We start from the raw sequence: 22,255 nt of genomic DNA, 5'->3' as shown, positions 1-22,255 counted from the left end.
ACTAGAGCGCGCCCTTCGTGGAGGGGAGGATTCCGGCGGCGCGCGGGTCGCGCTCGGAGGCGTAGCGGAGGGCGCGGGCGAGTGCCTTGAACTGGCACTCCACGATGTGGTGCGCGTTGCGGCCGTAGGGCACGTGGACGTGCAGCGCGATCTGGGCCTGGGCGACGAAGGACTCCAGGATGTGCCGGGTCATCGTCGTGTCGTACGAGCCGATCATCGGCGCCATGTTCTCGGGCTCGGTGTGCACGAGGTAGGGGCGGCCGGAGAGGTCGACGGTGACCTGGGCGAGCGACTCGTCCAGCGGGACGGTGCAGTTGCCGAAGCGGTAGATGCCGACCTTGTCGCCGAGGGCCTGCTTGAAGGCGGCACCGAGGGCGAGGGCGGTGTCCTCGATGGTGTGGTGCGAGTCGATGTGCAGATCGCCGTCGGTCTTGACCGTCAGGTCGAAGAGCCCGTGCCGGCCGAGCTGGTCGAGCATGTGGTCGTAGAAGCCGACCCCGGTCGACACGTCGACCTTTCCGGTGCCGTCGAGGTCGATCTCGACGACGACGGAGGTCTCCTTGGTGGTGCGCTCAACGCGGCCTACGCGGCTCATCGTTCCTGCTCCTTCATCAGTTCACGGACCGCGTCGAGGAACGCGTCGTTCTCTTCGGGGGTGCCGGCGGTGACCCGCAGCCATCCCGGTACGCCGTTGTCCCGGACCAGGACGCCCCGGTCGAGGATCGCCTGCCAGGCCGCGTGCGTGTCGGGGAACTTCCCGAACTGCACGAAGTTGGCGTCGGACTCGGTGACCTCGCAGCCGAGGGCGCGCAGCTCGGTGACGAGCCGGTCGCGCTCGGCCTTGAGCTGCTCGACGTACCCGAGGAGGGTGTCGGTGTGCTCCAGGGCGGCGAGGGCGGTGGCCTGGGTGACGGCCGAGAGGTGGTACGGCAGGCGGACCAGCTGCACGGCGTCGACCACGGCCGGGTGGGCGGCGAGGTAGCCGAGGCGGAGCCCGGCGGCGCCGAAGGCCTTGGACATCGTCCGGGAGACCACCAGGTGCGGGCGGCCCTCCAGGAGCGGCAGCAGCGAGTCGCGGTGGCTGAACTCCACGTACGCCTCGTCCACGACGACCATCGAGGGCCTGGCCGCCTGGGCCGCCTCGTACAGGGCGAGGACGGTGTCGGCCCCGACGGCGGTGCCGGTGGGGTTGTTGGGCGAGGTGATGAAGACGACGTCCGGCGCGTTCTCCGCGATGGCCTGGACGGCCGCCTCCACGTCGATGGTGAAGTCCTCGTTGCGCGGACCGGAGATCCAGCCGGTGCCGGTGCCGCGGGCGATCAGGGCGTGCATCGAGTACGAGGGCTCGAAGCCGATCGCGGTACGGCCGGGGCCGCCGAAGGTCTGGAGGAGCTGCTGGAGCACCTCGTTGGAGCCGTTGGCCGCCCAGACGTTCTCGACGCCGACGCGGTGCCCGCCGGTCCGGGTGAGGTAGGCGGCGAGCTCGGTGCGGAGCTCGATCGCGTCGCGGTCGGGGTAGCGGTTGAGGCCGCGGGCGGCCTCGGCGACCCGCTCCGCGATCCGGGCCACCAGGGGCTCGGGCAGCGGGTAGGGGTTCTCGTTGGTGTTCAGCTGGACGGGGACGTCGAGCTGGGGCGCGCCGTAGGGGGACTTGCCGCGCAGCTCGTCCCGGACGGGCAGGTCGTCGATACCGGTCACTGCTGCGGGACCTTCCATCCGAACCTGGCCTTGATCGCCGCGCCGTGGGCCGGGAGGTCCTCGGCCTCGGCGAGGGTGACGACGTGGTGGGCGACCTCGGCGAGGGCGTCGCGCGTGTAGTCGACGATGTGCACGCCGCGCAGGAAGGACTGCACGGAGAGGCCCGAGGAGTGGCAGGCGCAGCCGCCGGTGGGCAGGACGTGGTTGGAGCCGGCGCAGTAGTCGCCGAGGGAGACGGGCGCCCAGGGGCCGACGAAGATCGCGCCCGCGTTGCGGACGCGGTCGGCGACGGCGGCGGCGTCGGCGGTCTGGATCTCCAGGTGCTCGGCGCCGTACGCGTCGACGACCTTGAGGCCGTCGGCGAGGTCGCGGACGAGGACGATCGCGGACTGGCGGCCGGCGAGGGCCGGGACGATCCGGTCGTCGATGTGCTTGGAGGCGGCGACCTGGGTCTTCAGCTCGGCCTCGGTGGCGGCGGCCAGCTCGTCCGAATCGGTGACGAGGACGGAGGCGGCCATCGGGTCGTGCTCGGCCTGGCTGATGAGGTCGGCGGCGACGTGCACGGGGTCGGCGGTGGAGTCCGCGAGGATCGCGATCTCCGTCGGGCCGGCCTCGGCGTCGATGCCGATGCGGCCCTTGAGGAGGCGCTTGGCCGCGGCGACGTAGATGTTGCCGGGGCCGGTGACCAGGTTGACGGGGGCGCAGCCGGGCTCGTCGGCGGTTCCCTCGGTGCCGTACGCGAACATGGCGATGGCCTGGGCTCCGCCGGCGGCGTACACCTCGTCGACGCCGAGGAGGGCGCAGGCGGCGAGGATCGTCGGGTGCGGAAGGCCGCCGAACTCCTTCTGCGGCGGGGAGGAGACGGCGACGCCCTCGACGCCGGCCTCCTGCGCCGGGACGACGTTCATCACGACGGAGGACGGGTAGACGGAGCGGCCGCCCGGCACGTACAGGCCGACGCGCTCGACGGGGATCCACTTCTCGGTGACCGTGCCGCCGGGGACGACCTGGGTGGTGTGGGTGGTGCGGCGCTGCTCGCGGTGGACGAGCCGGGCGCGCCGGATGGACTCCTCGAGCGCGGCGCGGACGGCCGGGTCGAGCTCGTCGAGGGCGCGGCTGATCGCCTCGGCGGGGACGCGCAGGCGCTGGAGGCGGACCCCGTCGAATTTCTCCCCGTAGTCGATCACCGCGGCCGCGCCATGATGCCTGACGTCCTCGCAGATCGGCCGCACCTTCTCCAGGGCGGCTTCCACGTCGAACTCGGCACGGGGCAGCAGGTCGCGCAGAGCGGAACCCTCGGGGAGGGCCTCGCCGCGCAGATCGATTCGAGAGATCACGGGTCAATTCTCTCAGACGGCTCACAGCGCCGGACGCCCGTATCACTGGCTGATACACGCCACGGTGGCGTCTCCTCGCCACTCCTGACCGTTAGCGTTCAGCCCGTCACAGTGCGGGAAGAACGACTGTACGAATCCACGACTCCCGGGAAGCGGAGTGGTGGGAGCGCATCGGGGAAAGCGAGGGGGCGGCAGTGACCGAGCCGCACGAGGACGGGATGCCGGACGGTCTCACGGGCCCGGAGCGGGCCGTGTGGCGGGCGTTCCGGATCGGCAGGACCTGCGATCTGACGGAGGGGATCGCGGAGCGGGACGACCCCTTCGGGGTACGGGAGTGGGGGGAGGAGCGGAGCGTCCGCGCCGACGTGGTGGCGCTGCTGCTGCTCGACGGGCCGCCGGCCCGGTCCGGGCGGGTGGCCGCGCTGAAGCTGCGCGGGGTCAGGATCACCGGCGTGCTGAATCTGGCGGGCGGGACGATAGGGCCGTACGTGGAGCTGCACGGCTGCCGGTTCGACGGCGAGGTGGTGCTGCCCGAGGCCCGCTTCGGCACCCTGCGGATGGTCGAGTGCGCGCTGCCGCGCCTGGAGGCGGCCCGGCTGCACACGGAGGGGGACCTGCATCTTCCGCGCTGCCGGGTGCGCCACGGCATCCGGCTGACGGACGCCCAGATCGGCACGGACCTGCTGATCAACCAGATCCAGGTGTGGCCGGACCGGCGGGGGCGGGCGATCACGGCGGACGGGATGGTGGTCGCCCAGGACCTCCAGGCCGAGCTGATCGAGGCCCACGGGGAGCTGAGCCTGCGCGGGGCGAAGGTCGGTGTCTCGCTCAGCCTGCGCGGCAGCGTGCTGCGCGGGGCGCAGGGCCGTCGCGCGCTGAACGCTCCTCAGCTGACGGTGGAGCGCTCGCTCTATCTGAACGCGGCCTGGGTGTACGAGGGGACGGGGAGCAACGGCCGGACGGGAAACACCACGGCCACTCCGCCGTACGGGGTGACGCCCGCCCAGGGCACCCGGCGCAAGCCGGTGGAGTGCCACGGCGGGGTGCGGCTCGACGACGGCCGGTTCGGTGACGCGGTGGACCTGCACTCCGCCCGCTTCCTGCTGAACGGCGCCCGCCGGGACGAGGTGTCGCTGCGCCGGATCGTGACCCCGGAGCTGCGGTTCAACGGCGAGCGCCCGGAGGAGGGGCGGGTGGTGCTCAACGGCGCCAAGGTCGTCACGCTGATCGACCTGTCCACCAGCTGGCCGGGGCCCGGCGGGCTCGCCATGGGCGGCTTCGCCTACGAGAACCTCGTGCCGTACGGACACTTCCCGCTGGCCCGGCGCCTCCAATGGGTGGCGGCGGCGACCCCGGAGTACGCCCCCGAGCCGTACGAGCGGCTCGCGACGGTCCTGCGGAACAGCGGCGAGGACGCGGACGCCCGCGAGGTGCTGCTCGCCAAGCAGCGGCGCAGACGCGAGACCCTGCCGATCGCGGGGAAGCTGTGGGGATACCTCCAGGACTGGACCGTGGCGTACGGCTACCGGCCGGGCCGGGCGGCGCTGTGGATGGCCGTGCTGTGGGCGGCCGGCACGGTGGCCTTCTCCCACTACCGCCCGATACCGCTGAAGGCGGAGGAGTCGCCCGAGTGGAACGGCACGCTGTACGCGCTCGACCTCCTGCTGCCCGTGATCAACCTCGGCCAGGACGGCTACTGGCGTCTGGAGGGCCTGTGGCAGTGGGCGGCCGCGGCGCTGATCCTCCTCGGCTGGATCCTCGCGACGACGGTGGCGGCGGGCGCGACCCGGCTGCTGCGGAGGGGGTGAGGACGCCGCCGCGGAGCGGAGGAGGCGACCGCCGCGGGGAGGAGGCGGTGAGGGTGGTGTCGCGGCGGGGTGAGGGTGCTGTCGTGACCCGGTGACGCGGCTGCCGCGGCGGGCACGGCCGGGGGAGAATGCACAGCACCATGTCCTTGTTCCGCGCCCTGGTCGGCACCGTCCGCTCGGCCCGGCACGCCCCCCGGCTCGCCGCGGGGCGCGTGCCGGACGACGACGTGCTCCTCGACGCCCCGGACGAGCGGCTCGCCCCCGCCCTGGTCGCCGCCGCCCTCGGCGACCCGGAGCCCGCGGCGAAGCTGCTGGCCACCACCCGGGACGCCGGCGAGTGGGAGGACCGCGACCGGTACGTCACCCGGCTCGCCACCTTCGCGTACAGCAGGGGCGACTGGCTCGGCGCGTGGCGCGCCGCCGCGCCCGGCGATCCCGACGTCCTCCTCGTCACGGCGCAGCTCGCCGTCCGCAGGGCCTGGGAGTCGCCGGCCCGGGCCGAGCGGCTGCGCGAGCTCGCCCCGCTGGTCCAGGAGATCGCCGGGGCGGCGCCGCACGACCCGGTGCCGTGGCGACTCGCCCTGGACCACGCGCGCGGGGCGCACGCCGGGCACGCGGTCTTCGAGTCGCTGTGGGAGCAGGCCGTGCGCCGCTCCCCGCACCACTACGGCTGCCATGTCGCCGCGCTGAAGTACCTCTCCGCGCAGTGGTACGGCTCGCACCGCGCCGCCTTCGACTTCGCCGAGCAGGCCGCCGACGACGCCGCCCCGGGCTCGCTCGTCGGGGCGCTGCCGGTCCGCGCGGCCTACGACGGGCTCCGGGTGCCGCCGGGGCCGGACGGGTCCGTGCCGGCCGGCCGGGTCGACCGGGCGGTGGTCCGCGCGCTCGCCCTGTCGGCGGACTTCCCGGCGGGCGACCCCTGGCCCGCGGAGGTCCGCAATCTGCTCGCGCACGTGCTGGTGGAGCGGGCGCGCTGGGAGGAGGCGTGGGCGGAGTTCGGGCGGATCGGCCCGTACGCGACCTCGTTCCCGTGGGGTGCCGCGCGGGGTGCCGTACCGGAGGATCCCCTCCTCCGCTTCCTGGCCGCGCGGGACCGGGCGCGGGGCGAACTGGCCCGCCGGACACCGCTCCGGGGAACCGGTCGTGGACGGACCGGACGGGGCGGGCCCGGCGGCCATTAGGCTTGGCGGCTGTGACCACCGCTCGCCTGCCACTCTTCCCGCTCAACGCGGTGCTGTTCCCGGGCCTCGTGCTGCCGCTGAACGTCTTCGAGGAGCGTTATCGCGCCATGATGCGCGAGCTGCTCGCGATCGACGACGCGGAGCCGCGCCGCTTCGCCGTCGTCGCCATCCGGGACGGCCGCGAGGTCGCGCCGACGGCTCCGGGCATGCCGGACCAGACGGCGCTGCCGGAGAAGGGCCCGGCGGCGGGCTTCGGCTCCGATCCCATCCAGTCCTTCCACCGGGTCGGCTGCGTCGCCGACGCGGCGTCGATCCGGGAGCGCGCCGACGGCAGCTTCGAGGTGATGGCCACCGGCACGACCCGGGTGAAACTGCTGTCGGTCGACGCGAGCGGGCCGTTCCTGACGGCCGAGGTCGAGGAGATCCCCGAGGAGCAGGGCGAGGAGGCGGGCACGCTCGCCGAGGGCGTGCTGCGGGCCTTCCGGAACTACCAGAAGCGCCTCGCGGGGGCCCGGGAGCGTTCACTGACGACGAGTGAGCTGCCGGACGAGCCCTCCGTGGTCTCGTACCTGGTCGCTGCGGCCGCGGTGCTCGACACCCCGTCGAAGCAGCGGCTGCTCCAGGCGCCGGACACGGCGACGCGGCTGCGCGAGGAGCTGACGCTGCTGCGCGCGGAGACCGCGGTGCTCCGGCATCTGCCGTCGCTGCCGGTGGTCGACCTGACGCAGGCCCCGACGTACCCGAACTGACCCGGCCCCCGCCGGACGGACCGAGCCGAGGAAGAGCGCGTGGCGAAGAAGCAGAAGAAGAACAGCGGAGGCACTCCGGCGACGGTGGCCCTGACGGCGGCCGGCACCCCCTTCACGCTGCACGCGTACGAGCACGACCCGGCCTCCCCCTCGTACGGCGAGGAGGCGGCGGAGGCCCTCGGCGTCTCCCCCGACCGGGTCTTCAAGACGCTGGTCGCGGACGTCGACGGCGAGCTGACGGTCGCGGTGGTCCCGGTGGCGGGCCAGCTGGACCTGAAGGCCCTGGCCTCGGCGGTCGGCGGGAAGCGGGCCGCGATGGCCGACCCGGCGGCGGCGGAGCGCACGACGGGGTACGTCCGCGGCGGCATCTCCCCGCTGGGCCAGCGCAAGCGCCTCCGTACCGTCCTCGACTCCTCCGCCTCGGACCACGCGACCGTCTGCATCTCGGCGGGCCGCCGGGGCCTGGAGGTGGAGCTCTCCCCCGCGGACCTGGCCGCCCTCACCTCCGCGGTCGTGGCCCCGATCGGCCGCGCCTGACGCACGGCGCGGCCCTGTGGGGGGCCGGGGGCGTCAGTGCGAGCCGGGACCCTGCGTGTACGGCTTCGGCTGGTCCCAGGGCTCCGGTTCCGGGTCGCGGGGGCCGAGGACGGCCGTCAGCGCCAGGTGGACGATCATCGCGGCGAGCGGCCAGGCCAGCATCGCGGCCGCGCCCAGGTTCAGTTCGAGGGGCGCCTCGAAGGTGACGTTGGGGCCGACCGCCTTCGCGTGGGCGACCACGTCGGCGGTGGGGCCGAAGTGCGTCCCGATCCCCCAGGCGAGCAGCGAGCCCAGGCCGCCGCCGAGCGCCAGGCCGAGCACGAGCGGGACGCCGCCCTTGCGGCGCAGCAGGAAGACGACGAGCGCGGCGACCGCTCCGAAGGCCAGCGCGAGGAGCACGAACGTGCCGTCGGCGCCGATCGCCTGCTCCCCCTCGGAGTTCCGCAGATAGACGCCCTTGCCGTCCGAGATGAGCAGGACCCGCGGGGCCAGGTTCAGCCACAGCACTCCGAACAGCGCCCCCGCGACCGCCGAGAGGAGGGTCACCACGACGCCCTGCACGACCTCGGCCGCCGTGATCGGGTCACCGGCCGGGCCGAGCGGCGGCGGGGGCGGCGGGGGCCAGTCGGGATCGTGCGGCGGCTGGTGAGGCGGAGTCAGAGGTGCGGTCACCCCGCCATCGTGCCAGGTGTCCCTGTGGCCCGCCTCAGCGGACGGCGGCCCGCCGGTAGGCCCAGGTGGCGAGGGCGAGCGAGACGACGCCGACCGCCGCGCACACGGCGAGGTCGACGGCGACGGCCGCCCAGTCGGGGTGCGGCTCGAAGGTGCGGGCCAGGGCCTCCACGCCGTACGTGGACGGCAGCAGGTCCCGCGCCCAGCCGATCGGTCCCGGCAGCCGCTCGGCGGGGAGGACCCCGAGGAGCAGGGCCGCCGACATGCCGAGCTGGCCCAGGAGGGTGGCCAGCTCCTGGCGGGGGGCGAGGAGACCGAGGGCCGCGCCGAGCCCGGCGAGCGCCGCCCCGGAGAGCGGGACGACGGCGGCGAGGATCCACAGGTTGCCGAGGGGCAGCCCGAAGAGGACGGAGCCGGCGACGGCGGTGACGGCGGTCCCGGGCACCGTGAAGGAGGCGTACGCCCCGGCGGCGCCGAGGACGACGGCGGCGGGCGGCACGGGCAGGGTGGCGTAGTGGTCGAGGCCGCCGCCGGCCCGCAGCTGCCCGAAGTACTGGGCGAGCAGGTTGAGCGCGACGAAGGCGACGACGAGGACGGTGGAGCCGGCCACGACCGCGCGCGCCTCGGAGCCGCCGTCGACGACCCCGCGCATCAGGACCATGATCCCGATCGACTGGAAGGTGGCGACGAAGAGCAGCGGGATGCGGGCGACGCGGGCGCGGGAGAGCTGCGCGCGGTAGACGGCGGCCAGGGACGGCAGCAGCCGGGCGCGCGGGGCGAGGGGCGCGGCGCCGTCCTCGTCGCCGTGGGACCGGGCCGGGAGCGTGCCGGTGGGCAGGGCCTCGGCGGGCAGGGTGCTCACTGCGTGCAGCTCCTGAGGGTGACGTGCGGTACGTGAGAAGTGTGCCGTACGTGAGGTGGGTGCGGTGCGGGTCGGGTCACGCCTTCACCAGTCCCTCGGTCGCGCCGCCCAGGGCGAGGTACACGTCCTCCAGACTGGGCGTGGCCAGGGTGAAGTCGTCGAGCGCGGCGAACGCGGCCCCTCCGGTGACGGCGGCGACGGCCGCGCGGGCGGCGTCGGGGGCGAGCCGGAGGTGCCAGCGGCGTCCGGTCTCCTGGGCGAGCCCGCGCAGGGCGGCGACCTCGGGCAGCTGGAGCGGCGGCGCGTCGCGCCAGACCAGCTCGACGCGGACCTCGCCGGCGACCCGCTCCTTGAGTCCGGCGGGGGTGTCGCAGGCGATGACCCGGCCGTGGTCGAGGACGGCGACCCGGTCGAGGACGGTCTCGGCCTCGATGACGTTGTGGGTGACGAGGAGCACGGTGGTGCCGTGCTCGGCGCGGCGCCGGTCGACGGCGGCCCAGACGGCGCGGCGGGCGACGGGGTCCATGCCGGTGGTGGGTTCGTCGAGGACGAGGACGGGCCGTGGGCCGACGAGCGCGGTGGCGAAGCAGGCGAGCCGCCGCTGTCCGCCGGAGAGCTTCTTGAGGGGGCGGCCGGCGATCTCGCCGAGCCCGAGCTCCTCCAGGACCGCGTCGCGCTCGGCGCGGGCGTCGTGGGCGCCGAGGCCGCGCAGCCGTCCGGTGGTCTCGGCGGCGAGGGAGACGGTCAGCTCGTCGAGGGCGGTGGACTCCTGGCCGAGGTAGGCGAGGAGCCGGGCCGCCCGTTCGGGGTGGCGCACGAGGTCGTGGCCGAGGAGCCGGACGGTGCCGGAGTCGGGGCGCATGAGCCCGGTGAGCTGGCGCACGAGGGTGGACTTGCCGGCGCCGTTGGGTCCGAGCAGGCCGAAGATCTCGCCGCCGCGCACGTCGAGGCTGATCCCGTCGGTGGCACGCACCTCGGGGGTCGCGGGCGCGCCGCGCCTGCCGCGCGTGGCGGGGTACGTCTTGACCAGATCCCGCACCACGCACACCGTACTCACGGGGGAAGAGCCTACGGGGTCGCCGGGCCGGCTCCGGGCGCGGGGGCGTGTTCGGCGGCGGCCCGGACGTCGATCTCGCGCCAGAAGCCGGCCCGGATCGCGTAGCGGTCGTGCTCGTCGATCTGGTCGTCCTTGTGGGCGAGAAGTCCGAAACGGGCGGCGTAGCGGAGCAGTTCGCCGTCGATGCGGTGCGGGATCCGCGGGTAGAGGGTGGAGAGCTTCTGGACGTGGCTCGGCTCGGGGAGCCGCTCCATCCAACGGCGGGCGAACACCTGTCCGACCTCGAACGGGTCGCCGCCGACGGTGGTGATGTCCTCCTCGCGGTCCGCCCAGCGCTGCTCCGCGCTGGTGAGCGTGGCGAGGGTGGGCAGGGTGGCGGTCTCGGCCGGCTCCCCGAGGGAGGGGGCGGGGCGCTCGACCCAGCCCCGGTCGGAGGACCAGCGGAGCGCGCTCGCGCCCTGCGGGACCGGGGTGGCCGGGGCGCCGGGTCCGCGCAGGCCCGCCAGGTCCTTGGGGGTGGGGACGCCCTTGCCGGCCGCCGGGGCGGGGACGCCCGCGCCGTGGACGTGCTCGTCGTCGCGGACGTGACCGTTGGTGTGGACGTGACCGTTGGTGCGGACGCCGTCGGTGTGGACGTGGTCGTGGCCGCCGTCGCCGTTCGCCTCGCCGGGGGCCGCTCCCCCGTTCCGTACGGCCGCGGCGGCCGCCTCGGCGGCCCGTTCGGCGGAGGCGGCGAGGGCCGCCTCGGGCAGCGGCGCGGAGAGGATGGCGGCGATCTCCGGGCGTGGGGCGGGCGGCGGCGCGCAGATGCCGGTGAGGTCCTTGGCGCGGACGGCGCGGGTGATCCAGGCCCGGTCGAGGACCCGCCGTTCGTCGGCCTCGGCGACCAGGTCCTCGGACTGGTTGTAGTCGCCGTCGGCGGCCTGGACGGCCCAGAGGTGGACGGCGACGCCGTGCTCCTTGGCCGACATGAGGCCGGGCAGCAGGTCGCCGTCGCCGGTGACGAGCACGATGTCGGAGCAGGCCCTGTTCCGGGCGAGCTCGGTCAGCTCGGTGTGCATGGCCGCGTCGACGCCCTTCTGCGCCCAGCGCCCGTCGCTCCTGGTCAGGGCGCCGAGCCGGACGGTGACCCGGGGCATGACACGCAGTCTGCGGTGCTCGGGCTGGGGCACCCGGTCGGGAGCGCCGTCGAACCAGTAGATCCGCAGGAGGGGCAGCGCGGTCTCGGCCTCGGCGCGCTGCCGCAGCTGCTGGATCAGCCCGGCGTGGTCGACGGTGATCCTGGAGCGGGCCGGTTCCCCGGCGAGGAGACTGGCGGCGGCGCCCAGCAGGTAGCCGGCGTCCACCAGGACGACGCAGCGGTCCACGTGTTCCACCCTCTTTCGGGAGCCTCGGATTCGAAAGGGTGCTTCGGGTTCCTTCGAGTCTGCCCGACGGCCAGGTGGTTGACGTCCGGAACTGGATCATCGGCGTGGCGAGTATCACGCCCACTCGCCCACTACAGCGCGTAATGATCCAAAATGCGGCGGTTCACCCCGTGTGTGAGTCTGACAGCGGCCCTGGCCCCTAGGTCCCTTTGAGGAGGCATCCCCATGGCCAAGAACCGCAACCAGAACCGCAGTCAGAAGCAGCCGTCGCAGGCCGAGCGCGGCCAGCAGCAGGCGCAGCAGTCCGCGATGGAATCGCAGGCCGAGCAGCGCGCGAGCCAGGTCACTCCGGGTGACATGGCCCGCAAGGGTCGCCAGAAGCGCTTCGGCCACAACTGACGCGCCTGACGGCAAAGGGGCGCGCCCGTGACGACGGGCGCGCCCCTTGCGCGTGTTCGAAGGCTCCGGTGCGGTCCGGAGTCGGGTCAGCCGGCCAGGCAGGACGGGCCGAGCAGCACCTTCAGGTCGCCGAAGAGCGCCGGGTCGGCGGTCACCCGGTGCCGGTCGAGCCGGAGCACGGTGGTGGTCCGGGGGCCCTGGAGCTTGATCCGCACCTCGGTGTTGCCCTTGTGGTGCTTGAGGATCTCGCCGAGCCGGCTGACCATCGGCGGGGTCACCTTCACCGTCGGGATGGTGAGGACGACCGGCGCGTTGGTCCCGGCGTTCGACAGGTCGGGGACCATCAGCTCCATGGCGACGAGGCGGGGCACGTCCTCGCGCTTGTCGAGCCGTCCCTTGACGAAGACGACCGTGTCCTCGACGAGCTGGGTGGAGACCAGCTGGTAGGTGGCCGGGAAGAACATGCACTCGATGGAGCCGGCCAGGTCCTCGACGGTGGCGATCGCCCAGGCGTTGCCCTGCTTGGTCATCTTGCGCTGGAGGCCGGAGATGATGCCGCCGATGGTGACGACCGCGCCGTCCCCGTGCTCGCCGCCGGTCAGCTGGGAGATCGCCGCGTCCGTCTTGTCGGAGAGGACGTGCTCGATGCCGAAGAGCGGGTGGTCGGAGACGTAGAGGCCGAGCATCTCGCGCTCCTGGGCGAGCAGGTACGACTTCTCCCACTCGACGTCGGAGAACTCGACGTCCAGGCCGAAGCCGGGCTCGTCGCTCGCCTCGTCACCCATCCCGCCGAAGAGGTCGAACTGCCCCTCGGCCTCCTTGCGCTTGACCGCCACCACGTTGTCGATCATGGGTTCGTGGTGGGCGACCATGCCCTTGCGGGTGTGGCCCATCTCGTCGAAGGCGCCGGCCTTGATCAACGACTCGATGGTCCGCTTGTTGCAGACGACGGCCTCGACCTTGTCGAGGAAGTCGGGGAAGGACGCGTACTTCCCCTTGGCCTTGCGCGATTTGATGATCGACTCGACCACGTTGGTGCCGACGTTCCGGACGGCGGAGAGGCCGAAGAGGATCACGTCGTCGCCCTGGGCGGCGAAGTTCGACTCGGACTCGTTCACGTTCGGCGGGAGGACCTTGATGCCCATCCGTCGGCACTCGTTGAGGTAGACGGCGGACTTGTCCTTGTCGTCCTTGACCGAGGTGAGCAGCCCGGCCATGTACTCGGCGGGGTAGTTCGCCTTGAGGTAGGCGGTCCAGTAGGAGACCAGGCCGTACGCGGCGGAGTGCGCCTTGTTGAAGGCATAGCCGGCGAAGGGGACCAGCACGTCCCAGAGCGCCTGGATGGCCTCGTCGCTGTAGTTGTTCTTGCGCGCGCCCTCCTGGAAGATCGTGAAGTTCTTCGCCAGCTCGTCGGGCTTCTTCTTGCCCATCACGCGGCGGAGGATGTCGGCCTCGCCGAGCGAGTAGCCGGCGATGATCTGGGCGGCCTTCTGCACCTGCTCCTGGTACACGATGAGGCCGTAGGTGACCGCGAGCACCTCTTCGAGCGGCTTCTCCAGCTCGGGGTGGATCGGGGTGATCTCCTGCTGCTTGTTCTTGCGCAGGGCGTAGTTCGTGTGCGAGTTCATGCCCATCGGGCCCGGCCGGTACAGGGCGGACACGGCGGAGATGTCTTCGAAGTTGTCGGGCTTCATCAGCCGCAGCAGCGAACGCATGGGTCCGCCGTCGAACTGGAAGACGCCGAGGGTGTCACCGCGCTGGAGCAGTTCGAAGGTCTTCGGGTCGTCCAGCGGCAGGGCCAGCAGGTCGAGGTCGACGCCCTTGTTGGCCTTCACCATCTTGACGGCGTCGTCCATGATCGTGAGGTTCCTGAGGCCCAGGAAGTCCATCTTGATCAGGCCGAGCGACTCGCACTGGGGGTAGTCCCACTGCGTGATGGTGACGCCGTCGGTGTGCCGCACCCAGATCGGGGCGTGCTCGACGATGGGCTCGCTGGACATGATCACGCCGGCCGCGTGCACGCCCATCTGGCGGACCAGGCCCTCGACGCCCCGGGCGGTGTCGATGACCTTCTTGACGTCCGGCTCGTTCTCGTACATCGCCCGGATCTCGGCGGCCTCGCTGTAGCGGGGGTGCGAGGGGTCGGTGATGCCGTTGAGGTCGATGCCCTTGCCGAGGACGTCGGCGGGCATGGCCTTGGTGAGCCGGTCGCCCATGGCGTAGGGGTAGCCGAGGACGCGCGCGGAGTCCTTGATGGCGTTCTTCGCCTTGATCTTGCCGTACGTGCCGATCATGGCGACCTTGTCGGAGCCGTACTTCTCCGTCACGTACCGGATCACCTCGACGCGCCGACGCTCGTCGAAGTCGATGTCGACATCGGGCATCGAGACGCGCTCGGGGTTGAGGAAGCGCTCGAAGATCAGTCCGTGCGGGATCGGGTCGAGGTCGGTGATGCCCATGGCGTACGCGACGATCGAACCGGCCGCGGAGCCTCGGCCGGGGCCCACGGCGATGCCCTGCTTCTTCGCCCACATGATGAAGTCGGCGACGACGAGGAAGTAGCCGGGGAAGCCCATCGAGATGATCGTGTCCATCTCGTACTCGACCTGCTTCATGCGGTCCTCGGGGATGCCCCCGGGGAAGCGGCGGTGCATGCCCCGCATGGTCTCCTCGCGGAACCAGGTCGTGTCGGTGTAGCCCTCCGGGATGTCGAACTTCGGCATGAGGTCCCGGGCCTCGAACATGCCGGTGGTGTCGATCTGCTCGGCGACCAGGAGGGTGTTGCGGCAGCCCTCCTGCCAGGCGTCCGAGGAGTCGATGGCGTACATCTCGTCCGTGGACTTGAGGTAGTAGCCGGTGCCGTCGAAGCGGAAGCGGTCCGGGTCGGAGAGGTTCTTGCCGGTCTGGATGCAGAGCAGGGCGTCGTGCGCGGTCGACTCGTGCGCGTACGTGTAGTGCGAGTCGTTCGTGACCAGCGGCGGGATGCCGAGCTTCTTGCCGATCTCCAGGAGCCCGTCGCGGACCCGGTGCTCGATCTCGATGCCGTGGTCCATCAGCTCCAGGAAGTACCGGTCCTTGCCGAAGATGTCCTGGTACTCGGAGGCGGCCTTCAGGGCCTCGTCGAACTGGCCGAGGCGGAGGCGGGTCTGCAGCTCGCCGGAGGGGCAGCCGGTGGAGGCGATCAGGCCCTCGGACCACTGGGAGATGGTCTCCTTGTCCATCCGGGGCCACTTCTGGAGCCAGCCCTCGGCGTACGCGTCGGAGGAGAGCTTGAAGAGGTTGTGGAGTCCGGTGGAGTTCGCCGCCCAGATCGTCTTGTGGGTGTAACCGCCGGAACCGGAGACGTCGTCCCGCTTCTGGTGCGGCTGGCCCCACTGGATCTTCCGCTTGTTGCGCCGGGACTCCGGGGCGACGTACGCCTCGATGCCGATGATCGGCGTGACCCCCGCCTTCTTCGCCGAGTGGAAGAAGTCGTACGCCCCGTGCAGGTTGCCGTGGTCGGACATGGCGATATGGGTCATGCCCATCTCGTTGCACGCGTTGAACATGTCCTTCAGCCGCGCGGCACCGTCCAGCAGCGAGTACTGGGTGTGGACGTGGAGGTGCGTGAAGGGCGGCTTGGTCACGGCGGGAGGCCTCCGGAAAACGCTGAGCGACAGGCTGCGGACAGTCTGGGGGGACAGCGTGGAAGTCTACGTCTCCGGACTGACAGTCGGCGGGCACTCGGGGCTAAGGTCGCGCGTTGAGAGACACGGAACACCTGTCCGTATTGTCGTGAACATTCTTGCAGCACCCCGCACCAGGAGGCACCCTCGATGTCGGTCCCGCAGCCCACCGCAGCCGAGCGCGGTGAGCACATCCTCGCCGTCTTCGACACCGCCTTCGGCGAGCTCCTCGCCGCCGACCCCGCGGCCTTCCGCGTGAAGTTCCGGAAGATGGCCGGATCCGCCTTCGCCTTCTACCGGGGCACCGCGTGCCTGTTCTACGCGGACCTGGAGCGGGAGACCCACGGCGGCCCGTACCTGGACGAGCAGACCGGCCGGGTCTGGATCCACGGCGATCTCCACGCCGAGAACTTCGGCACCTACATGGACGCCAACGGCCGGCTCGTCTTCAACGTCAACGACTTCGACGAGGCCTACGTCGGCCCCTTCACCTGGGACCTGAAGCGCCTCGCGGCCTCGCTCGCCCTGATCGGCTACGCCAAGGCGCTCAGCGACGAGCAGATCACCCACCTGGTCCGGATCTACGCGGCCGCCTACCGGGAGCGGATCCACGCGCTCGCGACCGGCGCCAAGGGCGACGAGGTCCCCGCCTTCACCCTGGAGACCGCCGACGGGGCGCTGCTCGGCGCCCTGCGCGAGGCTCGGGCGCTGACCCGCTTCGGGCTGCTCGACTCGATGACCGAGATCCGTGACTTCGAGCGCCGCTTCTCGGCGGGCGGCGGCGCGATCGAGCTGGACGCGGCCACCCGGTACAAGGTCCTCGCGGCCTTCGACGGCTACCTGGAGACCCTGCCGGAGTCCTCGCTCGCCCGCCCCGACTCGTACCGGGTGAAGGACGTCGTCGGGCGGCGCGGGGTCGGCATCGGCTCGGCCGGCCTCCCCTCGTACAACATCCTCCTGGAGGGCAACAGCGACGCCCTGGAGAACGACGTCGTGATCTACCTGAAGCAGGCGCAGACCCCCGCGGTCTCGCGGCACGTCACGGACGCGGCGGTGCGGGGCTACTTCCAGCACGAGGGCCACCGCACCGTGATCTCGCAGCGGGCGCTCCAGGCGCACGCCGACCCGTGGCTGGGCTGGACGGAGCTGGACGGGGCGGGCCAGCTGGTCGCCGAGGTCTCGCCGTACGCGGTGGACCTCGACTGGTCGGACATCGACGACCTGGAGGACATCGCGGCCACCGTCGCCGACCTGGGCCGGGCGACGGCCACGATGCACGCGGCGGCGGACGACTCCAGCGGCCACTCCCTGGTCCCGTTCTCGACGGAGCGGGCCATCGACGCGGCGATCGCGGCCGACGAGGAGGGCTTCGCCGAGCTCCTGGTCGACTTCGCGCACGCGTACGGCGCGCGGGCGCGGGCGGACCACCAGATCTTCGTGGACCTCTTCCGCAACGGCCGGATCCCGGGACTGTAGGGGCTGAAGCGGTCCTCCACAGACTTCCTTTAGGGACGTCTTACGGGCCGACATGGGACACTCCACGACGATGGACATGGCAGGGACGCAGCTGAGGGCGCTGCGGGCGGCGTTCTTCACGGCACTGGTCGTGACGCTGTCCGTGGCCTCCCACGTGCTGCTCTCCCGCGTGCCGCTGCCGCTGGGGACGGTCGTCCCGGTCGCGGTCGCCGTCTTCGCCGTGGCGTACGCGCTGGCCGGCCGCGAGCGCGGCCTCGGCCCGATCGCCGGGCTGCTCGTCCCGCTGGAGCTGGCCGCCGACACCCTCTTCACCAGCGGTCAGGCGGTCTGTTACGGCGCCGCCGGCGGCCCGGTCGCCGGTTCGCTGCGCGCGGTGGGCGTGGACGTCTTCTGCGGTGGCGCGGTGGGCACGCCGCTGCCCGGGGTGGTGACCCCGGAGAGCGGAAGCGCCGCCGCCCTGCTCGACTCCCCCGACCCGGCGCTGCCGTGGCTGCTGCTCCTGGCCCATGTGGGCGTGGGGCTCTCGGCGGCGTGCTGGCTGCGCGGCGGGGAGCGGGCCCTGGCCCGGCTGCTCCGCGCGGTGGAGGCCTTCGCCTTCCGGCCGCTGCTGCTCGTGGCGGCCTTCTTCCGTGGCGCGGGTGCGTCGCCGCTGCGGGCCGGCCGGTCCGCAGGGCGGCCCCGGACCTCCCGTGCCCGGCTCCTCGTGCACTCCGTCGGGCGGCGGGGGCCGCCGCGTCCGGTGCTCGCTCTCGTCTGAGCGGGTCCCGCGCGTCCCCCTGCCCTTCCCCACCTTTCACGGAGATCACGATCATGAGTGCACGCAACAGCCACGCCAACAAGGCCGCCGCCCGCGAGCGCCTGCGCGAGGAGCGCGAGCGCCAGGCGAAGAAGGACCGGGCGCGCCGGCAGCTCGTCGTCGGCGTCTCGGCCGTGGCCGTCCTGGCCGCCGCCGGCGGCATCGGCTTCGCGGTCGTCCAGTCGAACAAGCCCTCCCACTGGGAGTCGGTGGCCGACGCGAAGAGCGTGACGGCGCCGAAGAACACGACGGGTGCGAACGGCACGACCGTCGTCATCGGCAAGGACTCGGCGAAGAAGACCCTGGAGCTGTACGAGGACTCGCGCTGCCCGGTCTGCGCGACCTTCGAGCAGAGCGTGGGCTCCACCGTCGAGAAGGACGTCGAGGCCGGCAAGTACAAGATCAAGTACGTCGGTGCCACCTTCATCGACAACGGCATCCCGGGCGAGGGCTCGAAGAACGCCCTCTCGGCGCTGGGCGCCGCGCTGAACGTGAGCCCCGAGGCCTTCCTGAAGTACAAGGCCGCCCTCTACTCCACGAAGTTCCACCCGGAGGAGAAGGACGACAAGTTCGCCAAGGACTCCTACCTCCTGGAGGTGGCGGACTCGGTCCCGGCCCTCAAGGGCAACGCCGCGTTCAAGAAGAACGTCGAGGACGGCACCTTCGACGCGTGGGCGATGAAGATGTCGAAGGCCTTCGACGCCAGCGGGGTGCAGGGCACCCCGACGCTGAAGATGGACGGCAAGCCCGTCACGGTCGCGGGCACGGACAACCCGCCCATGACGGTGGCCGAGTTCGACACGGCGATCACCGCCGCCCTCAAGGGCTGACGCCCCACCGCAGAACGCCTCGGCCCCGGACCACCCGGTCCGGGGCCGAGGCGTTCTCCGGAACCGAGGGGGTGCTTCCGGGACCCAGGCTTTTTCCGGAACCGAGGCGTCCGGCACCAGACGTTCAGGGACGGGAATCCCGGCCGAGGCGTCCGCGGGGCGACGAGTCGGCGAACTTCCGGCACGGGACTGCCCCTCGGGCGTACTCGTCAGTAATCTGACTGCCCGTGACCAGTCGTTTCATATCTCCTGCCCCCACCCGGCGCTCGGTCGTCAAGGCCGCCGCCGCCACCGCCGCCGTCGCGCCCGCCCTCCTGGGCGCGGCCTCACCGGCCCTCGCGGACACCGGGGCACCCTCCTTCGTCCACGGCGTCGCCTCCGGCGACCCGCTGCCCGACGGCGTCCTGCTCTGGACGCGCGTCACCCCCACCCCCGAGGCCGTTCCCGGATCGGGCCTCGGCCCCGACGTCCAGGTCGGCTGGGAGCTCGCCGAGGACCGCTCCTTCGCCCGGGTCGTCGCCTCCGGCACCACCACGGCGAGCGCCGCCTCCGACCACACGGTGAAGGCCGACGTCCGGGGCCTGCGCCCGTCCACCGCCTACTGGTTCCGCTTCACCGCGGGCACCGCCGTCTCCCCCTCCGCGCGCACCCGCACGGCGCCGGCCGCCGACACCGCCGCGCCCGGCGTCCGCTTCGGTGTCGTCTCCTGCGCCAACTGGGAGTCGGGCCACTTCTCGGCCTACCGCCATCTCGCGGCCCGCGCCGACCTGGACGCCGTCCTCCATCTCGGCGACTACCTCTACGAGTACGCCACCGGCGCCTACCCCGAGGCGAAGTACGTCGTCCGGCAGCACGAGCCGCGCCACGAGATCGTCTCGCTCGCCGACTACCGCACCCGGCACGGGAAGTACAAGACGGACGCCGACCTCCAGGCGCTGCACGCGGCGCACCCGGTGATCGCCATCTGGGACGACCACGAGTTCGCCAACGACGCCTGGTCGGGCGGGGCCGAGAACCACACCCCCGGCGCCGAGGGCGAGTGGGCGGCCCGGGTGGCCGCCGCGAAGCAGGCCTACTTCGAGTGGATGCCGGTCCGCGCCTCCACGGAGGGCACGGTCTTCCGGCGCCTGCGCTTCGGCAGGCTGGCCGATCTGCATCTGCTCGACCTGCGTTCGTTCCGGTCCGCGCCGGCGAAGGCGGGCAGCGGCACGGTCGACGACCCGGAGCGGAGCATCACCGGCCGCGCGCAGCTGGACTGGCTCAAGGCCGGGCTGGCCGGTTCGGACGCGACCTGGCAGCTGGTCGGCACCTCGGTGATGATCTCGCCGGTCGCCTTCGGCGCCCTGCCCGCCCACCTCCTGGAGCCGCTCGCCGAGTTGATGGGCCTGCCGAAGGAGGGGCTCGCGGTCAACGTCGACCAGTGGGACGGCTACACGGACGACCGCAAGGAGCTGCTCGCGCACCTGACCGCGCGGGCGATCCGGAACACGGTCTTCCTGACCGGTGACATCCACATGGCCTGGGCCAACGACGTGCCGGTGAAGGCCGCGACGTATCCGCTCTCGGCCTCGGCGGCGACCGAGTTCGTGGTCACCTCGGTGACCTCGGACAACCTGGACGACCTCCTGCACGTGGCGCCCGGGACGCTCTCGGTGGTGGCCGCGGGCGCCGTGAAGGCCGCCAACCGCCATGTGAAGTGGGTGGACATGGACCACCACGGCTACGGCGTGCTCGACGTGACCGCCGCGCGCTCGCAGATGGACTACTACACGGTCTCCGACAAGGCGGACCCGGCCGCGACGACGGCCTGGGCACGCTCGTACCGGACGCTGAGCGGAACGCAGCGTGTCGAGCGGGTGTACCAGCCGGTGCTGTAACCGCCGTCCTGACGGCGATTTTCAGCCATGATCTCTTCTGTTAACGGGAGATCACATCGCTACGGCGGGTGGTGGGTTTCGGCGATCGAATCCGGACACACCACCCGCCTCCGTCACCTCGTTCGTTACGTCCACGTCTCAAACCCTGGAAGCGACGCAAGTTTTTCTTCCCGATGCCCCGAATTGCCGCACGAATGATTGGGCTTGATCAATCCTCAACGACCTCTGACATGGACGCGTAATCTCCGGGCGGTGGCGAGGAAGTCCCTCTCCACAACCCCCCGCAAGGAGTCACCCGTGCGTGCTCTTGTCCGCATATCGCCGCGTATGACACGTCGTCTGATGGGCACCGCCGTTCTGGCCGGAACCCTGGCCATCGCCCCGCTCTCCGCCCCCGTCGCCGCCCCGGCCGGAGCCGCTCTGGCCTCCGCCGAGGAGTGCGCGGACGGCACGACGGCGCTCTCCGGCGCCCGCAAGGCGCGCGGCGCCGCGGACCACGACGCCGAGCCCAACGAGGTCACCGCGTCCAAGGCCAAGGCCATGGACGACGACCTGAAGAAGAAGCTCTCCGCGGCCCGCTCCTCCGGCCGGCTCAGCGCCTCCGCCGGCGCCGCCGCCGTGGTGAACATCCCGGTCTACTTCCACGTCGTCCACAGCGGCACCACGGGCAAGCTGTCCAGCACCGCCATCAACAACCAGATGGCGGTCCTGAACGCGGCCTACGGCGGCCAGGGCACCGGCAACGCGAACACCAACTTCCAGTTCACCCTGGCCGGGACCGACTACACGGACAACGCCACCTGGTACAACCTGTCCGACGGCACCCAGGCCGAGAAGGACATGAAGAACACCCTGCGCAAGGGCGGCGCCAACGCGCTGAACGTCTACACCGCCAAGCTCGGCGGCGGCCTGCTCGGCTGGGCGACCTTCCCGTCCTCGTACAAGGCCAGCCCGAAGATGGACGGCGTCGTCATCCTCGACGCCTCGGTCCCCGGCGGCTCCGCGGCCAACTACAACGAGGGCGACACCGCCACCCACGAGGTCGGCCACTGGATGGGCCTGTACCACACCTTCCAGGGCGGCTGCACGGGCAACGGCGACTACGTCTCCGACACCCCGGCCGAGAAGACCCCCGCGTACGAGTGCCCGACCGGCCGTGACTCCTGCACCTCGAAGGCCGGTGTGGACCCGATCCACAACTTCATGGACTACACGTACGACTCCTGCATGTACCAGTTCACCTCCGGCCAGGTGACCCGCATGAACGACTCCTGGACCGCGTACCGCGCCTGACGGAGTGCCTGAAGCACACAGGTGTGGCCCCCGGGGAACTCCCCGGGGGCCACACCCCTCTTCCGTACCGTCCTACAGGCTGTCGAGGAAGGAGAGCGCCACCGACCAGGTCCGCTCCGCCGCCTCCTCGTCCCAGTCGGGCAGCTCCGGGTCCGTGTACACGTGCCCCGCGCCCCGGTAGCGGTAGATCTCCACGTCCGCCCCGGCCTTGCGCATCTGGAGGTACCAGGAGGACAGCCAGTCGTCCGTCTCGAAGGGGTCCGGCTCGGCCACGTGCAGCTGGACCGGCAGCTCGTCCACCGAGGCGGACTCCGCCAGGTCCGAGGTGCCGTGGAACAGGAGCAGCCCGCGCGCCTTCTCGTCCCCGAGCGCCAGGGTCTGCGCGATCGAGGCCCCGAGGGAGAGGCCCATGTAGACCAGGCCCCGCTCGGAGTAGGGGGCGGCGGCCAGGACCGCCTGCTTCAGCAGCTCGTCCTTGCCGATCTCGTCCCGGAGCGCCACGCCCTCCTCGACCGTCCCGACCGTCCGGCCGTCGTAGAGGTCCGGGGTCCAGACCTGGTGCCCGGCGGCCCGGAGCCGCTCGGCGGCCGCCTCGACGGAAGGGGTCAGCCCGTAGGCCGAGTGGAAGAGCATGATGTCCATGCGTCCCAT

General features: G+C 72.1%; 19 protein-coding genes. 10 read left to right on the top strand and 9 right to left on the bottom strand.

The features are described 5' to 3' along the window. Position 1 precedes the first annotated feature (1 nt). From hisB to hisD, 3 genes are read right to left on the bottom strand one after another with little or no spacing between them, the layout of a single operon-like run. Positions 2–595 (bottom strand): imidazoleglycerol-phosphate dehydratase HisB, encoded by a 594-nt coding sequence (gene hisB / locus IE237_RS14355; RefSeq protein ID WP_030492957.1) that lies wholly within the window; start codon positions 593–595, stop codon positions 2–4. Then, positions 592–1,698 (bottom strand): histidinol-phosphate transaminase, encoded by a 1,107-nt coding sequence (locus IE237_RS14350; RefSeq protein ID WP_189802291.1) that lies wholly within the window; start codon positions 1,696–1,698, stop codon positions 592–594. The genes hisB and IE237_RS14350 overlap by 4 nt, the downstream gene beginning before the upstream one ends. Continuing rightward, the gene (gene hisD, locus IE237_RS14345; protein WP_189802290.1) at positions 1,695–3,035 is read right to left on the bottom strand and encodes a histidinol dehydrogenase; all 1,341 of its coding nucleotides are present in this window, start codon (positions 3,033–3,035) and stop codon (positions 1,695–1,697) included. Before hisD ends, IE237_RS14350 begins: the two co-directional genes overlap by 4 nt. Positions 3,036–3,229: 194 nt before the next feature. Between hisD and IE237_RS14340 the strand changes: the two genes are divergently transcribed. From IE237_RS14340 to ybaK, 4 genes are all read left to right on the top strand, one after another. Next, positions 3,230–4,843, top strand: a complete 1,614-nt coding sequence (locus tag IE237_RS14340; RefSeq protein ID WP_189802289.1) for an oxidoreductase — start codon at positions 3,230–3,232, stop codon at positions 4,841–4,843. Between the two features lie 128 nt (positions 4,844–4,971). Further along, complete coding sequence (locus IE237_RS14335) at positions 4,972–6,024, top strand: hypothetical protein (RefSeq protein ID WP_189802288.1); 1,053 nt, start codon at positions 4,972–4,974, stop codon at positions 6,022–6,024. Positions 6,025–6,035: 11 nt separating this feature from the next. Then, complete coding sequence (locus IE237_RS14330; RefSeq protein WP_189802287.1) at positions 6,036–6,773, top strand: LON peptidase substrate-binding domain-containing protein; 738 nt, start codon at positions 6,036–6,038, stop codon at positions 6,771–6,773. Positions 6,774–6,812: 39 nt separating this feature from the next. Continuing rightward, complete coding sequence (gene ybaK, locus IE237_RS14325) at positions 6,813–7,310, top strand: Cys-tRNA(Pro) deacylase (protein ID WP_116161498.1); 498 nt, start codon at positions 6,813–6,815, stop codon at positions 7,308–7,310. 33 nt (positions 7,311–7,343) lie between these two features. On the opposite strand, the gene IE237_RS14320 is transcribed toward ybaK, so the two are convergent. The 4 genes from IE237_RS14320 to IE237_RS14305 all read right to left on the bottom strand — a co-directional run bounded on the left by IE237_RS14320 (position 7,344) and on the right by IE237_RS14305 (position 11,277). Then, entirely contained in the window at positions 7,344–7,982 is a 639-nt protein-coding gene (locus IE237_RS14320) for a DUF2567 domain-containing protein (protein ID WP_189802286.1), read from the bottom strand. A 34-nt stretch (positions 7,983–8,016) separates the two neighbouring features. Then, positions 8,017–8,844, bottom strand: coding sequence for an ABC transporter permease (locus IE237_RS14315; RefSeq protein ID WP_370468178.1), 828 nt, complete (start codon positions 8,842–8,844; stop codon positions 8,017–8,019). 76 nt (positions 8,845–8,920) lie between these two features. Beyond that, complete coding sequence (locus tag IE237_RS14310; RefSeq protein WP_189802579.1) at positions 8,921–9,892, bottom strand: ABC transporter ATP-binding protein; 972 nt, start codon at positions 9,890–9,892, stop codon at positions 8,921–8,923. A gap of 20 nt (positions 9,893–9,912) precedes the next feature. Beyond that, entirely contained in the window at positions 9,913–11,277 is a 1,365-nt protein-coding gene (locus IE237_RS14305) for an NYN domain-containing protein (RefSeq protein WP_189802285.1), read from the bottom strand. A 216-nt stretch (positions 11,278–11,493) separates the two neighbouring features. Here IE237_RS14305 and IE237_RS14300 point away from each other — a divergent pair, with 216 nt between their 5' ends. Next, positions 11,494–11,667: a hypothetical protein gene (locus tag IE237_RS14300; protein ID WP_189802284.1), complete on the top strand. Its 174-nt coding sequence runs from the start codon at positions 11,494–11,496 to the stop codon at positions 11,665–11,667. 86 nt (positions 11,668–11,753) lie between these two features. Here IE237_RS14300 and dnaE read toward each other — a convergent pair whose 3' ends face one another. Continuing rightward, positions 11,754–15,293 (bottom strand): DNA polymerase III subunit alpha, encoded by a 3,540-nt coding sequence (gene dnaE, locus IE237_RS14295; protein WP_189802283.1) that lies wholly within the window; start codon positions 15,291–15,293, stop codon positions 11,754–11,756. A 189-nt stretch (positions 15,294–15,482) separates the two neighbouring features. Here dnaE and IE237_RS14290 point away from each other — a divergent pair, with 189 nt between their 5' ends. The 5 genes from IE237_RS14290 to IE237_RS14270 all read left to right on the top strand — a co-directional run bounded on the left by IE237_RS14290 (position 15,483) and on the right by IE237_RS14270 (position 21,604). Further along, on the top strand, positions 15,483–16,808 hold the full coding sequence (locus IE237_RS14290) for a DUF2252 domain-containing protein (protein ID WP_189802282.1): 1,326 nt from the start codon (positions 15,483–15,485) through the stop codon (positions 16,806–16,808). 70 nt (positions 16,809–16,878) lie between these two features. Continuing rightward, complete coding sequence (locus tag IE237_RS14285) at positions 16,879–17,565, top strand: hypothetical protein (RefSeq protein WP_189802281.1); 687 nt, start codon at positions 16,879–16,881, stop codon at positions 17,563–17,565. A gap of 53 nt (positions 17,566–17,618) precedes the next feature. After that, positions 17,619–18,434 carry a DsbA family protein gene (locus IE237_RS14280; protein WP_189802280.1) on the top strand — a complete coding sequence of 272 codons (816 nt, stop codon included), beginning with the start codon at positions 17,619–17,621 and terminating at the stop codon, positions 18,432–18,434. Positions 18,435–18,661: 227 nt separating this feature from the next. Then, a complete protein-coding gene (locus IE237_RS14275; protein ID WP_189802279.1) occupies positions 18,662–20,311 on the top strand; it encodes an alkaline phosphatase D family protein in 1,650 nt (549 codons plus the stop codon). A gap of 327 nt (positions 20,312–20,638) precedes the next feature. Continuing rightward, a complete protein-coding gene (locus tag IE237_RS14270; RefSeq protein ID WP_229842667.1) occupies positions 20,639–21,604 on the top strand; it encodes a zinc metalloprotease in 966 nt (321 codons plus the stop codon). A 72-nt stretch (positions 21,605–21,676) separates the two neighbouring features. Here the strand turns inward: IE237_RS14270 and IE237_RS14265 are convergent, their stop codons facing one another. Further along, positions 21,677–22,246, bottom strand: a complete 570-nt coding sequence (locus IE237_RS14265) for a dienelactone hydrolase family protein (RefSeq protein ID WP_189802278.1) — start codon at positions 22,244–22,246, stop codon at positions 21,677–21,679. Between the last annotated feature and the right edge of the window lie 9 nt (positions 22,247–22,255).

Source organism: Streptomyces tanashiensis (genome assembly GCF_014648895.1).
Lineage (GTDB): Bacteria > Actinomycetota > Actinomycetes > Streptomycetales > Streptomycetaceae > Streptomyces > Streptomyces tanashiensis.
This window is presented reverse-complemented; position numbering and strand designations above follow the sequence as displayed.